Here is a 12,708-nt window from a genome sequence, read left to right as displayed (position 1 = left end):
CCTATAGTTTTGATATATGAGCTTTAGATGTGAGCATAATATACGGCAAGTCTTGATGGATGAATCCCCAAAGATTCTCCAGTCAAGGACGGTCTTGATTGCTGTGTCTGCGTTGTAATTACGGTGCAATACTACTACCTGGAAAAGTCATGAAATCTAACGTCGTCAATCTACCAAACTCTACACCCATTTTTGAGAACCACGTTTCGACTGAAGAATTTTCAGATAGCAGCAGTGATACCTTAATTGAATTGCTGTGTGAGGAAATGCAAGCGCAAGTGAAAGCAACACCCAAGTGCGTAGAAGCTTTAGCAAAGCGCATAGCCGTAGAAGTAGAACGCATTTGCGATAAAAGCTCCCGTATTCAAACATCTGGGGAAATCAAGTCCTGGCAGATGACGTTGGGAAGGCATCGGATGCAAAAGTGCTTACGTTACTACCAACTAGGTTCCAAACAAGGGCGGGTGGAATTACATAGCAATTTGGGTGCTATGGTTTACCGTCATGTAACTATGTCCGGCTCTGAATTGGGTTTTGAGGCTCGTTACAGCCTGATTGAAGATTTTTTACAAGCATTTTATATCGAAGCGATCAAAGCTTTCCGCAGAGAAAACGAACTACCAGAAAATCACACGCCGCGTACTCAGCTGCAATTAGCTGAATACATGGCTTTTACAGAACAGTACGCCAAACGCCGGATCAATTTACCTGGTGGTGCAAATCAGCAATTGATTATCTTGCGCGCCCAAGGTTTTGCTCGTCGTCAGCCTCAAGAAACGACTGTGGATATTGAACTGGCGGTAGAATCTGCTAAGGGTGAAGAAGCAGAATCTTATCAGCGTAACTCGGCGGTGCAACAGCTGCGATCGCAAATGATTGCTCAAACTAATTTCGATCCATCAGAAGAATCAGAACGCGATCGCGTCATCAGTGAATTGATGAAATACCTGGAGTCTCAAGGTCAATCTGATTGTATGAACTACCTCAGCTTGAAACTTCAAGACCTCTCAGCCCCAGAAATTGACCAAATTCTCGGTTTAACCAGCCGTCAGCGCGATTATCTCCAACAACGCTTTAAATACCACGTCGAAAAGTTTGCCAAACAACACCACTGGCAATTAGTACATCAATGGTTAGGCGCAGGTTTAGAGCAAAAATTGGGTTTATCTTCCCAGCAGTGGGAAATCTTTGTGAATCAACTCACAGAACAGCAACAGCAAATATTACAGTTAAAAACTGCAAGGCAAAACGACCAAGCGATCGCCAAAGCCATCAAATGCACCCCCAAACAGCTACAAAAGCGCTGGACTCAACTCTTAGAACTAGCATGGTCTATCCGCAACGGTCATACTGAAGCCCAGACAGGCTAAAATAGAGGTGAATAAAATATAGAGAAGACCATGAACCCAGTATTTCCCGAACTCTCTAGTCTTTCGAGAGCGGAAAAACTCCAACTGGTAGAAGATTTATGGGATGAGATTGCCGCTACACCAGCAGCGCTCCCAGTGTTAGATGGCAGAAACAAGAGCTAGCTCGTCGCAAAGCCGAATATCTGAAAAATCCAGCCATCGGCAGTAGTTGGGAAGATGTAAAAGCCAGAATCTCTCAACGACATGGCTAGAAACTTAACTATCCTTACAGCCGCAGAACTAGACATTATAAAAGCTACTGGTACGAGGGGCACGAATTAGGGTTAAGCGCTGAGTTCCTACGCTGTAATCAATACTTGAATTTAATTTAGCGTCACCCCAGCACATACCAGATTGTTCATGAAACCTATCGCCGCGCTACAATTAGGCGTTTTCCCTACCTCGTCTTTTTCGAGTTTAATGAACAGGAGATTATTATCTACGCTGTTTTCCACTGTTCCCAAGACCCAGAAAAATGGCGTAGTCGCTTGCAATAAGTTGGTCTTTGAGACTAAAGATAAATCCATTATTTTAACTATTACCTGAATTAGTAACTCGTTCCTTACCCAAATTATTAATACATTTGTATTTGTTTAGTACAAAAATACCAATAAAATCGGATTTTTTACCTATGAATCCAACCTTGTTTAGTCAAAATCAAAAATTCATATTAAGTAACTGACCTTTTTTTACTACTTCTGTGAAATCCTATAATAAGCAGGACTTTTGGCAGAGGGATTGAAGATGGCTCTGACTCAAGGCGGACGGGCAAATAAGTCTGGGAATATTTTAGAAGCAAATGTAGAAGCAATCTTGCATGGGCATAATTATTTCCAAGTAGGGAACTATGTCCAAAAAGAATTTATACTAAATGCTACTTTATTGCCAAAACGTTATGGCAAGGAAGTTTATATTGGAACTGGAATTTATCATACCTATCTGAAGGTTGATTTTTATGTTGTCGGCTCATCTGCAATGCCATCTGGTTTAATTTTAGAGTGCAAATGGCAAGAAAGCCCCGGTTCCGTTGATGAAAAGTTTCCTTACTTGAATATGAACATCGAGAACTATTACCCTGCACCAACTATTGTAATTTTAGGCGGTGAAGGTATGCGAGAGGGCGCAAGCAAATGGCTGAAGGCAAGAGTTAATGATAACCAGAATTTATTAGCAGTTTATAGTTTAGACAGATTCATTGCTTGGGCAAATAAAAATCTTTAAAAGATGTAATTAGTAGTTCGTCAATCATGCCTCTATTTTTTGTATTTGAGTTAATTGAACGCGCTGCTTTAATTCTATAGGTTTCAAAATTGATATCAGTATAAATTTTTTTAATAAATTCGCTATCAGAATTACATACCATAACTTTGACACCACGACTTGCTAACTCTGCACAAGTATCTCTTAAAATCTCTTGGTCTTTTTTACTAAAACAATTTTGACTATAAGCAGTGAAATAGCTAGTGTCACTGATAGGATGGTAGGGCGGATCAAAAAATACAAAGTCATCACTGCTAGTAGCATAGTTTAAGACTTCTGTAAAATCTGCTTGTTTAATTTCTGTATAATAAAGTGCTTCGGAAGCTACTCTCAACAAATTTTCATGACAAATATTAGGATTTTCATATCTACCTAAAGGCACATTGAATTTACCCTGTGAATTAACTCGATAAAGACCATTAAAACAAGTCTTATTAAGATAAATTAGACGAGCAGCCTTTTCTATATCAGTACCGCCAGAGTTATTTCTAACACTATAATAATAATCTTTATTATGTCGTTTTTTATGCTCCTTCAACAGAGAAATTAATTCCTCAACATGATCTCTAACACAACAATAAGTGTTAATTAATTCGGCATTAATATCAGTTAAAATTGCTGCACTTGGTTGGAGATAGAAAAAAACTGCTCCACCACCTAAAAATGGCTCATAGTAATTTTTATAATTCTTGGGAAAATAAGGAATATATTGCTGTATCAACCTACTTTTACCCCCTGCCCACTTCAAAAATGGACGCGGGCTAGTTTCCTTCGAGACTTGAATTACCATTTACTTCTGACTTTAACTAAAAATAATCACAACTAAATAAAGCCAATATAACCGAAGAGCCAAATTTTAGATTAACTGGCTAAATTTCTAGCCACATATATTACAATTGAGTAGATAAAGCATATCAAAACAAACGTAAGTATATAACAAGGCAGTTTACATTCAGATGTTTGACGGATTTTGGGATAACGTCTTTCGCTACCCCCGGTACTTAATTTCTATCGTCTTAGGACTGTTTTTAAACACCTTTGCGCCATTAGTGCCACTATTGAAACGTCCTGTCACCTCGATCGCTATCTTGGGTTTATTGGTGAGCAGTCTAGTCTTCCTGACTTTCACTCTACGGGCAATGCTGGGCTTGAGTGCAATCTAGACTAACGTTATATCGGGGCTATGCCCCACAGACGGTTGCTCTTGGCGTTGCTCGCGCTAAGTACTGTCTACCCAACCTGCATCTATTTTTGTCGTATAACCTCTGTGATGAGGCGAAATTTTTATGGCTACAAATCGTCGGGTTTCCCGCGTTGCTGAACTGATCAAACGGGAAGTTAGCCAAATGCTACTCAACGGCATTAAGGATGACCGTGTGGGTACTGGAATGGTTAGTGTTACTGATGTTGATGTTTCTGGCGATCTCCAACACGCCAAAATCTACGTCAGCATCTATGGTACAGATGAAGCTAAGGTAGAAACAATGGCAGGCTTAAAGTCGGCCACAGGTTATGTCCGCAGCGAACTTGGGGCGCGGGTACGGCTACGTCGGACACCAGAAGTGATATTTCTCGAAGATCGCTCTATAGAACGCGGTAATAAAGTATTGGCACTGCTAAATCAACTTAATCACGATCGCCCGCCAGAAAATCTCGTAGCAGTAGAAGACAGCACTGTTCAAAATGATGAGGAATTCTCCGAATAAGTAACTAAAACAACAATGTAACTTCAGAACAATTAACCTCAGCAAATCCGCCAAACACTTTACAGACGTGACGAGATCGCGTCTGTTTTAATGTAACCATAAGTTAATTCGGGGATTCAGTACTTGTCTTGGCTTTCGTCTCTACTCTAGTATTCTCCCTTCTCCCACTCCCACAGCGATTAGATATTGTTTGATTTGGAATTGCCTGACTCTAGCCTCTTGCAGATGTTTATTTAAGGAAAACTGTTTAATGTGAGTGCTGAAATTAACCTAAAATAATTACGGTTTTACTTAAGAAATTCTTAACTGATGCTAGGGTAAAAGCCTTCGTAGTATACTTTAGGCGTTATGTTTTGCAACAATTTATACCCTAGTAACTGACAAATATTATTGTGTTGTTTACCCTTAGATGAATACCCGCAGTTATAGATCAAGCTTTAAGGTGACTATTTGATATGTAAGTGAATCGCGATATAAACTCTTTCCACCCACCAAACTTGCCTAAATACAGTAATGGCAAGATTTTCAGACTTGTGGCATCAAAGTCATACAGCTACATAAGCAGGTTAAGTTAACTACTCGGAATTTTTTTTGTAAAGCGGATTTGAGGGAAATGTCAGGATTCGTTGACTTTCTTAACATTTCTTGAGATAATTTCAGGAGATGTAGCGTCAAAATAAAAATAGTTCCGTATAGCAAACTACAAAATCCTAGCCACAAGTCTAATTTCTGTAATGTTTGTTCCTAATTATTAACGGGAACACTATCGTAAGTGTTAATTTGTGAGTAAAAAACATGAGTGTGAATACGGTGCCTTCTATCAATTACTACTCTCTAGATGTGATTCAAGACGAAGCACGCCGACTGGTGCAAAAGGGAATGGTTAGCCGGCAGCAGCCAATATATAGCCTCTGCCAATACATTCCAGCTAGAGAGTGGGTTTGCGTTGAATGTGAATTAGAGAAATGTGACTTTTTGTTGCGCGATCGCATTGGCGACCTAATTGGTCGTGAACAATGGGACAACGACTAATCAATTTTTGATTTCGGATTTCGGATTGGGAGCTTATTTTCGATGTGTGGATGTCACCATTAACGATTCGATGCCCAATCTGGGGGATAATCTCTGGTTTTTGATGAGCATTGCCCTATACAGAATCTTGAGTTTTTGATTAATACAGAAGCATTGGAGTTTTAATTTATACAGTTTTTCAAGTTAAAGAAGGCATCAGAACCATTTGTTGTGTACATCTGGTGTCTTTGCTTGAATTTAGTATGTAGATTCTGCGAAGTTCCTACATTGCTCCGATAGAAGTGTAGGAACTCCAATTTTGACTCGCAGTTTATTGCATCCCTTACTTGAGGGAAGCGATAGTCTGCTTGCTGTTAAAAGCCAAAATCAGCCTTGAAAAGTTTGCTAATGTTAGGCGAACCGTCACCAGTTGCGACAAAACAGGGAACCTCCGCAAGCAACTGGCTCAATTTTCGCGAAATTCAAAATTTGTTTGTATAGTATTTTTCTGAAAAAATCTCGGCAAGCATAAAAAAATCACCTTGACATTTTTGGGGGAAGGTTCAAGTCCCATTTCTCATAGGTGGCTCCCCCTCATGCCTTCTGCCGATGCTTTATACGAGACACTAAAAGCGTAGCTTGCTTCCCTGTAAGGGTATCGTGCCTTCTGCTTCCTTTACTTGACTATTATCCTACTTGCTCTAAATATTGATTAATGTCTTCGATGATGCGAGTAAGTTCAGCTTCAGTAGTCAAGCGGATGTTAATGTTGCGGACAGTTAGCAAAACTTTGGCTGCGAAAGGCGTTGGCCAGATATTAGGATTACAAAAAACTTCTAAAAATACTTCACCTGTGTAACGATACTCTAAGGGAGGCTGGGGAGTGACTCTACCACCGCCAGGAGTGGGTTTGGCGGCGACAGCTTTCAAGCGCTCCATTAGTTGATCTGTTGCTGTCTTTAATTCTCGTGCTGCTTGGGGTGAAAAACTAAAGGAGACTGAACCTTCAATTAAGTTCAATGTTAGAGGAGTTGAAGACATATCTTTTTTATTAAAACTTCTTGATAAGTACTAATATTACCGGAAGAAGGGGTCTAAATCCCATTTTCATAGTTCTCCGTATTTTCTAGATTTATTAAAAAAAGTTAATGAAAGCTAGACATCTTGATACAGAAACGGTGAGGTTAGAAGCTCTCCGCCAGTATCAAATTCTTGACACTGAACCTGAAGAAGCATACGACAATCTTGCTCAGTTAGCGGCATTTATTTGCAGTACTCCTATATCCTTGGTAAATTTCATTGATGAAAACCGTCAATGGTTTAAGGCAAAAGTAGGTTTAGATGTATCAGAAATGCCCCGGAGTTTTGGGTTATCTGATCTTTGTCAAGAGCAACGTAATGTTGTAGTGGTTCCTGATACCCTAGCTGATGAAAAATTGGCAAGTAATCCAGTAGTAACTGGCTATCCTTATATACGGTTTTATGCAGGTGTACCTTTAATTACTCCAATGGGAGATATGCTAGGAACCCTATGCGTGATTGACCAAGTTCCTCGACAAATAAGCCAAAAACAAATAGAGGCGCTTGTAGCTCTAAGTCGTCTGGTAATAGACCAATTAGAACTCAGGCGTCATGTAGTTGAGGTATCTCAAATTACCGAGAAACTAATGGCGCACGAGCAAGCTGCCAGAACCCGCATTACTAATTTGCTTGAAAGCATCACTGATGGTTTTTTTGCCTTGGATAAACAGTGGCGATTCACCTACATTAATGGTCAAGCAGAACGGTTATTGCAAAAAACCCAGAATGAGCTTTTGGGTAAAAATATCTGGGAAATGTTTCCAGAAATTATTGGCACAACATTCTATTGCGAGTATCAAAAGGCAATTTTAGAGCAGGTGAGTGTCGAATTTGAGGAGTTCTATCTGCCACAGCAATGCTGGCTTCAAGTCCACGCTTATCCTGCAAAAGAGGGCTTGTCTATTTATTTTCAAGACGTTACTGAACGACGGCGAACAGCGGAAGCACTACGGGAAAATGAAGAACGTTGGCAATTAGCATTACATGGCAATAATGATGGTATTTGGGATTGGAATCTCAAGACTAATGAAGTGTTCTTCTCAACTCAATGGAAGGAAATGCTCGGCTATAAAGACCACGAAGTTTCCAACTGTTGGGATGAATGGATAAAACGAATCCATCTCGATGAGCGAGATTCGGTACTTCAAGCCTTCCAAGACCACTTTGCCAACAAAACACCGTTTTACGTCTGTGAATATCGAGTCCAGTGCCAAGACGGCAGCTATAAATGGATTCTAGATCGAGGACAGGCACTTTGGGACGCATTGGGTGATGTGGTGCGGATGGTGGGTTCTTATACTGATATCACAGATCGCAAGCAGGCAGATGAAGAATTAAAACGGCAAAATATGCGATCGCAATTATTCGCTGAAATCACCCTGAAAATTCGAGAATCTTTACAAATAGATGAAATTCTTCAAACATCGGTGACAGAGGTACAAAAATTACTACAAGCTGACCGTGTGTTAATTTTTCAACTGGAGACTGACGATTCAGGAACAGTGGTACAAGAAGCCGTGCTGCCTGGTTGGCCGGTAATTTTGGGAGAAAATATTTTTGATCCCTGCTTTAAAGAACAATATCTAGAAAGATATCGTCAGGGAAGAGTCAGTGCTATTGAAGACATTGAAGCCACTCATATCCAACCATGCCATCGAAAATTTCTTCAGCAGTTTGCTGTCAGAGCGAATCTGGTAGTGCCGATTCTGATCAGAGATGGCATTTGGGGCTTGTTACTAGCTCATCAGTGTGCCGCACCTCGACAGTGGAATAACTTTGAGACGGAGTTGTTACAGCAACTAGGAAACCAAATTGGCATTGCTTTATCTCAAGCGCAACTATTAGAAAAAGAAACCCAGCAAAGTCAGGAACTTGCTCGTTCTAATGCTGAATTGGAACAGTTTGCATATATCGCTTCTCATGACTTGCAAGAGCCGTTGCGGATGGTAACTAGTTATTTACAACTACTAGAGCGAAGATACAAAAATCAACTAGATACCAATGCCGACCAGTTTATTAGCTACGCAGTAGATGGGGCGCGGCGGATGCAGACCTTGATCAATGATTTGTTGAACTATTCCCGCGTCAGCACTCGTGGACAACCCTTTATGCCAGTTGATTGTAATGTAGTCTTGAAGCAGGTGCTTGTTAATCTTCAAGTTGCGATCGCACATAGTAGAGCAGTTGTCACCTATGATACCCTACCTGAAGTGATGGCTGATGCTACCCAATTGACACAAGTATTTCAAAACCTGATTGCCAACGCGATTAAATTTTGCGATCGTCAACAGCCACGAATTCATATTGGATTGGGGACTGGGGACTGGGGACTGGGGGATAAGGGAGCAGGGGGGCAGAGGGCAGGGAGCAGGGAGCAGGGAGAAGAGGAAATTGGGAAGAAAGGAGAAAGAGGAGATTTTTCTTCATCCCCCTTGCACCCCGCACCCCCCTCTCTTGCCTCTTCATCCCCCCCAATCCCCAGTCCCCAATCCTCAATCCCCACTCAAAACGAATATTTATTCTGGGTGCGTGATAATGGAATTGGTTTGGAATCCCAATATAATGAGCGTATTTTTATAATTTTTCAGCGTTTGCACGGTAGAGACAAGTATCCTGGTACTGGAATTGGTCTGGCAATTTGTAAGAAAATTATAGAACGCCACAGCGGCCGAATCTGGGTTGAGTCGAAACCGGGTCAAGGCTCGACTTTCTACTTCACAATTCCAGATAGAGCAGGTAAGCAATGGTAAGCACCATAACAGCGATTATGCCTATTGAGGTTTTGTTAGTAGAGGATAATCCTGGCGATGTCCAACTTACACGCATCGCCCTAGAAAATAGCAAAATCTCGATTCACTTGAATGTGGTCGAAGATGGTGTTGAGGCAATGGCTTTCTTGCGAAAACAAGAAAAATATGCTAAGGTAATCCATCCAGATATTATCCTGCTCGATTTAAACCTGCCAAGAAAAGATGGACGGGAAGTATTAGCAGAAATTAAAGGAGATGAAAACCTTAAACGAATTCCTGTAGTAGTTTTGACAACTTCTCAAGCTGAAGAAGATATTCTCAAAGCCTATAACCTTTTTGTCAACTGTTATATAACTAAGCCTGTAGATTTCGACCAATTCGTTAAAATTGTCCAATCAATAGAAAATTTTTGGTTTGCGATCGTAAAACTGCCACCGGAGTAGTGGAAATGGCAGGTGAAAATATAAAAGTTTTGTTAGTAGAAGACAACCCTAGTGATGTCTTATTGTTAAAAGAGTTATTCAAGGAAGTTACCACAGTTGTAGTTGAGTTGATGCCCGTTGAGCGGCTTTATGAAGCAGTCAACTACCTAACAAACGAAATTTTTGATGTGATTTTGTTAGACCTCTCGCTGCCAGATAGCCAGGGATTGCAAACCTTTGTCATCGCTCACAATCAAGCAAAAGCAACTCCAATCATTGTACTGACGGGTATAAATGATGAAACCCTGGCAACAAGAGCAATGCAGCAAGGAGCGCAGGATTATTTAGTCAAAGGGCAAGTAACTGGCGACTTGCTGGTGCGGTCTATGCGTTATGCTATCGAACGTCAACAGGCAGATAACGCACTGCGGCAGAGTGAGGAACGATTTCGGGTGGCTCTCAAAAACTCTCCAATCTTTGTCTACAACCAGGATAGAGATTTACGGTACACCTGGGTTTACAATCCTCCATCTGGATTGACAGTTGAGAAAATATTGGGCAAACAAGACTTAGATATCATTCCAGTAGAAGATGCTCAACATCTCATCACCATTAAACGTGAGGTGCTGACTACAGGCATAGGAACGCGAGAGGAAGTATCAATTACCATTCAAGAGACAACTCGATATTACGATTTAACTGTCGAGCCATTGCGGAATGAAACCCAAGAAATTGTCGGGGTGACATGCGCCAGTATAGATATTAGCGAACGACAGGCTGCGCTACGCGATCGCAAATTGGCAGAAGAAAAAATCCGCGAACAAGCAGCATTACTAGATGTCACCACAGATGCCATTTGCGTGCGAGATTTAAACAATCAAATTATCTTCTGGAACAAAGGCGCAGAAACACTTTATGGCTGGCAAGCTACAGAGGTTTGGGGCAAAAATGCTAGTGAGCTTTTGTATGACGAACCTTCACCAGAAATTGAAGCGGCTCTATTGCAAGTTATTAGTCAAGGTAAATGGCAGGGTGAATTAACAAAACTTACCAAAACTGACAAAGAAATCCTCGTTGCTAGTCGCTGGACTCTAGTATGCGATGAACAAGGAAAACCTAAATCAATTCTCACTGTTGATACAGATATTACCGATAAAAAACACTTAGAAGCCCAATTATTTCGTGCCCAACGCTTGGAAAGTATTGGTACTTTAGCTAGCGGCATTGCTCACGACCTTAACAATATCCTGACACCGATTTTGGCAGGAGCGCAACTGCTACCGCTGAAATTTCCCGATGCCGATGAACGGACTCGCCATCTACTGGAAATTTTGGAAATAAACGCTAGACGCGGCGCTGATTTAGTCAAACAAGTGCTGTCCTTTGCGCGGGGTGTGGAAGGGAAGCGGATGACTTTGCAGCTCAGACATATAATTGTGGAACTTGGCAAGATTCTGAAAGAGACATTCCCAAAATCCATAAAAATTAGTACTGATATACCACAAGATTTGTGGATGGTTTCTGGAGATAGCACCCAACTGCATCAAGTGCTGATGAACCTCTGCGTTAACGCCCGCGATGCTATGATTAATGGCGGTACTTTGAGTATCTCTGCCGAGAATCTGTTGATTGATGAAAATTATGCCCGCATGAACTTGGAAGCCAAGGTGGGATTTTACACAGTTATTTCTGTCTCCGATACAGGAATTGGTATTCCTGGGGAAATATTAGATCGAATTTTTGAGCCATTCTTCACCACAAAAGATGTGGGGAAAGGCACAGGATTGGGACTTTCCACTGTACTTGGAATTATTAAAAGTCACGGCGGTTTCGTGAACGTGTATAGCAAACCGGGAACTGGCACTAGCTTTCAGGTTTACTTACCAGCCGTGGAGGGAATGGAAACACTCAGCCCGAAAGATTTGCCACCACAGATAGGACACGAAGAATTGATTTTGGTTGTGGATGATGAAATTGCCATTCAAGAGATTACCAGAACATCATTAGAAGCTCACAACTACAAAATCTTAATTGCCAGTGATGGTATTGAAGCGATCGCACTATACGCTCAAAATAGAGACAAAATTAGTGCCGTCCTCATGGATATTATGCTGCCCTCGCTAGATGGTTTAACTGCCATCCGTACCCTACAAAAAATCAACCCCCAAGTCAAAATTATCGCCAGCAGTGGACTTATGTCTGACAATAAGCTCAGTGTAGCAGCAGCCATTGGTATCAATACATTTTTGTCGAAGCCCTATACAATCAACGAATTATTGCTTTCTCTACAGAAAGTACTGTCTTGAGCCAATTAATTACAGCAGGAAAAGGGCGCTTAGAAACCGCGTCTATCCAAACAAAAGCTACCGATCCTGGGTTTCAAATCCTTAATTTGACTTTAGTCCGCGGAGGTGGACAATGCCAGTGTAGCCGTGAATTCTATGAGACTGTTGGCGAATTAAGGGGGTCTAACACCATTCCTCATTAGTCTCATTTCAGTCCGTTTCAACAGACTTGAACTATTAGCCCGAAATTTATTTCAGGGCGGGAATGCAACGCCAAACCAATGTTTTAGGGGTGAGGGGTCAAACCCACCGTGAATTGACCAACAGTCTCATTCCATTCGCTTAACAATGTGACTGGAAATTGTCTAGATTTGAGATTATTGAGCATCGGTTCATACACTTATCTTACTGGTACTCACAGCTTGACTAAATCAATATGCCTCTATTTTTCAAGTTAATCATAAACATAGTAATATTGGCTGCATTCCTACTCATATCCCATAAAGTTTCGGCACAAGATTGGCGTCCGGTTCGCGGTGGCATCCCTTTCGGTATCAGTGGTATGGCTTTGATAGAGCAGCAAAGCAATTCACTAGATTTTTTGATTGTCCATGACAACAAAAAACCAAATCAAGGACGTATGGCAATTATTAGTATCAATGGTAAAAATCAACCTGAATATTTTCCATTAGACATCTCCGAAAACCATTAAAACCTTTGTATGACTCGGTTGTAGGACATAAATGCAATCATCATAAGCTAGCTAGGATCTACGATAAAATAAG

The 12,708-nt window shown here is 41.0% G+C and carries 12 protein-coding genes and 1 pseudogene; 11 read left to right on the top strand and 2 right to left on the bottom strand.

From position 1 onward, the window contains the following. Positions 1-149: 149 nt before the first annotated feature. The 4 genes and pseudogenes from V7L07_RS04760 to V7L07_RS04745 all read left to right on the top strand — a co-directional run bounded on the left by V7L07_RS04760 (position 150) and on the right by V7L07_RS04745 (position 2,630). Positions 150-1,370 (top strand): HetZ-related protein, encoded by a 1,221-nt coding sequence (locus V7L07_RS04760; RefSeq protein WP_335055553.1) that lies wholly within the window; start codon positions 150-152, stop codon positions 1,368-1,370. A 30-nt stretch (positions 1,371-1,400) separates the two neighbouring features. Next, the gene (locus V7L07_RS04755) at positions 1,401-1,532 is read left to right on the top strand and encodes an addiction module protein (protein ID WP_335055551.1); all 132 of its coding nucleotides are present in this window, start codon (positions 1,401-1,403) and stop codon (positions 1,530-1,532) included. Positions 1,533-1,543: 11 nt separating this feature from the next. Continuing rightward, positions 1,544-1,621 (top strand): annotated as a pseudogene (locus tag V7L07_RS04750) (addiction module protein); the annotation flags it as partial. Between the two features lie 532 nt (positions 1,622-2,153). Further along, positions 2,154-2,630: a PD-(D/E)XK nuclease superfamily protein gene (locus V7L07_RS04745; RefSeq protein ID WP_335055549.1), complete on the top strand. Its 477-nt coding sequence runs from the start codon at positions 2,154-2,156 to the stop codon at positions 2,628-2,630. Here the strand turns inward: V7L07_RS04745 and V7L07_RS04740 are convergent. Next, a complete protein-coding gene (locus tag V7L07_RS04740; protein ID WP_335055547.1) occupies positions 2,602-3,459 on the bottom strand; it encodes a DNA adenine methylase in 858 nt (285 codons plus the stop codon). The two genes, V7L07_RS04745 and V7L07_RS04740, sit on opposite strands and share 29 nt — an antisense overlap. Before the next feature lie 166 nt (positions 3,460-3,625). On the opposite strand from V7L07_RS04740, the gene V7L07_RS04735 reads away from it, so the two are divergent. From V7L07_RS04735 to V7L07_RS04725, 3 genes are all read left to right on the top strand, one after another. Further along, positions 3,626-3,832 (top strand): DUF751 family protein, encoded by a 207-nt coding sequence (locus V7L07_RS04735; protein WP_179068593.1) that lies wholly within the window; start codon positions 3,626-3,628, stop codon positions 3,830-3,832. A gap of 123 nt (positions 3,833-3,955) precedes the next feature. Beyond that, entirely contained in the window at positions 3,956-4,375 is a 420-nt protein-coding gene (rbfA, locus tag V7L07_RS04730) for a 30S ribosome-binding factor RbfA (protein WP_099099512.1), read from the top strand. Between the two features lie 795 nt (positions 4,376-5,170). Then, positions 5,171-5,407, top strand: coding sequence for a DUF4327 family protein (locus V7L07_RS04725; RefSeq protein WP_094347157.1), 237 nt, complete (start codon positions 5,171-5,173; stop codon positions 5,405-5,407). A 666-nt stretch (positions 5,408-6,073) separates the two neighbouring features. On the opposite strand, the gene V7L07_RS04720 is transcribed toward V7L07_RS04725, so the two are convergent. After that, positions 6,074-6,427: a hypothetical protein gene (locus tag V7L07_RS04720; protein WP_179068595.1), complete on the bottom strand. Its 354-nt coding sequence runs from the start codon at positions 6,425-6,427 to the stop codon at positions 6,074-6,076. Between the two features lie 107 nt (positions 6,428-6,534). On the opposite strand from V7L07_RS04720, the gene V7L07_RS04715 reads away from it, so the two are divergent. From V7L07_RS04715 to V7L07_RS04700, 4 genes are all read left to right on the top strand, one after another. Next, positions 6,535-9,216 (top strand): GAF domain-containing protein, encoded by a 2,682-nt coding sequence (locus V7L07_RS04715; RefSeq protein WP_335055545.1) that lies wholly within the window; start codon positions 6,535-6,537, stop codon positions 9,214-9,216. Beyond that, a complete protein-coding gene (locus tag V7L07_RS04710) occupies positions 9,210-9,659 on the top strand; it encodes a response regulator (RefSeq protein ID WP_335055543.1) in 450 nt (149 codons plus the stop codon). The genes V7L07_RS04715 and V7L07_RS04710 overlap by 7 nt, the downstream gene beginning before the upstream one ends. Before the next feature lie 5 nt (positions 9,660-9,664). Further along, positions 9,665-11,944 carry a hybrid sensor histidine kinase/response regulator gene (locus V7L07_RS04705; protein WP_335055611.1) on the top strand — a complete coding sequence of 760 codons (2,280 nt, stop codon included), beginning with the start codon at positions 9,665-9,667 and terminating at the stop codon, positions 11,942-11,944. A gap of 454 nt (positions 11,945-12,398) precedes the next feature. After that, positions 12,399-12,635 (top strand): hypothetical protein, encoded by a 237-nt coding sequence (locus tag V7L07_RS04700; RefSeq protein ID WP_442936007.1) that lies wholly within the window; start codon positions 12,399-12,401, stop codon positions 12,633-12,635. The last annotated feature ends 73 nt before the right edge of the window (positions 12,636-12,708 follow it).

This window comes from Nostoc sp. (assembly GCF_036916985.1).
In the GTDB taxonomy this organism is placed as follows: Bacteria; Cyanobacteriota; Cyanobacteriia; order Cyanobacteriales; family Nostocaceae; genus Nostoc.
This window is presented reverse-complemented; position numbering and strand designations above follow the sequence as displayed.